The sequence below is a fragment of the Streptomyces sp. NPDC085944 genome (assembly GCF_040686295.1).
GTDB lineage: Bacteria > Actinomycetota > Actinomycetes > Streptomycetales > Streptomycetaceae > Streptomyces > Streptomyces salinarius.
In genome coordinates, this window is the sequence record NZ_JBFBJX010000052.1 from 1 (window position 1) to 1,426 (window position 1,426).

At 68.0% G+C, this 1,426-nt stretch carries 2 protein-coding genes; both read left to right on the forward strand.

Annotation, left to right across the window (positions count from 1 at the left end):
• The first annotated feature begins 108 nt into the window (after positions 1-108).
• Positions 109-957 (forward strand): IS5 family transposase, encoded by an 849-nt coding sequence (locus tag AB0P07_RS36705; protein ID WP_189749424.1) that lies wholly within the window; start codon positions 109-111, stop codon positions 955-957.
• Positions 954-1,352, forward strand: a complete 399-nt coding sequence (locus AB0P07_RS36710; protein WP_365558759.1) for a hypothetical protein — start codon at positions 954-956, stop codon at positions 1,350-1,352. The genes AB0P07_RS36705 and AB0P07_RS36710 overlap by 4 nt, the downstream gene beginning before the upstream one ends.
• Positions 1,353-1,426 lie beyond the last annotated feature (74 nt).

Consider the following 1,426-nt stretch of genomic DNA (forward strand, 5'->3'; position numbering starts at 1 on the left):
TCTTAGTGGGCGGTTCGTGAGTCTTTGAGTGGGTCTGCTGTCGCCTGATGGTGTGGCGGCGGGGCGGAATCTGCCGGTCCGCGGTTGGTGATCTGGTGATGTGACCGGGTGAGTGAACGCAAGCCGTACCCGAGTGACTTATCGGACGAGCAGTGGTCGTTGATCGAGCCGGTGATCACCGCGTGGAAGAACCGGCACCGCTCGGTCAGCGGCCACCAGGGCGCCTACGACATGCGGGAGATCGTCAACTCGATTCTCTACCAGGGGCGGACCGGCTGTCAGTGGGCCTATCTCCCGCACGACCTGCCGCCCAAGAGCGCGACCTACTACTACTTCGCCGCCTGGCGGGACGACGGGACCGACCAGGTCATCCATGAACTCCTGCGCTGCCAGGTCCGTGAGCGGGCCCGCCGATTAGAGGACCCGACCCTGGTGGTCCTGGACACCCAGAGTGTCCACGTGGCCGCCGGGGTCCCCGCCTCCACGACCGGGCACGATCCGGCTAAGCGGGTGCCCGGCCGCAAGCGCGGACTGGCCGTGGACGTTCTCGGCCTGGTCATCGCGGTCACCGTCCTCGCCGCGAACACCCACGACAACGCCGCGGGCATCGTCCTGCTGGACCAGGTCGCCGAGCAGGCCGGCGGCACCGTCCGCAAAGCGCTGGTCGACCAGGGCTTCAAGAACCAGGTCGTCGCGCACGGTGCCGGCCTGGGCATCGACGTCGAGATCGTCGAACGCAACCCGCAGGTCAAGGGGTTCGTGCCGCAGCCGAAGCGGTGGAGGGTCGAGCAGACCTACGGGATCCTGATACTGCACCGGCGCCTGGTCCGCGACTACGAGTACCGCCCCTCCTCCTCGGCTTCCCGCGTCTACTGGGCGATGACCCACGTCATGACCCGGCGCCTCACCGGCACGAACGCCCCCACCTGGCGCGAGCCACAGGCGGCGGCAGCGTGAACATCCAGCCCATGCTCGACGCCCTGGACCTCCAGGAAGACGCCGCCCGGGCCCTGGCCGACGACCTCCGCGCACAGATCGACGACCTGCAGACCCGGTTGCGGGAGGCCGAGACGCACCTGGAGCACCTCGCGATCACCCGCAAGACCGTCACCGGCCTCGCCGACCGGCTCCCTGCCGCCGCGCCGGACCTGCCCGAGCACCCGGGCTACCCCCGCATCCTCGCCGCCTTCAACCACGCGACCGGACCGCTACGAGCCAAGGACGTCTGCGAAACCCTCGGTCACGAACTGCTGCCGAAGAACATGGAAGGCACCCGCGCCAAGCTGAAACGCCTGGTCAAACTCGGCATCCTCGCCGAGGTCGACACCGGCAACTTCGCCAGGAAGCAATAGCCGACACAGCCTCCACCAGCAGCCTTGCTCCCACCTCAACCGAAACGGACATCGCCTCACGAACCGCCCACTTA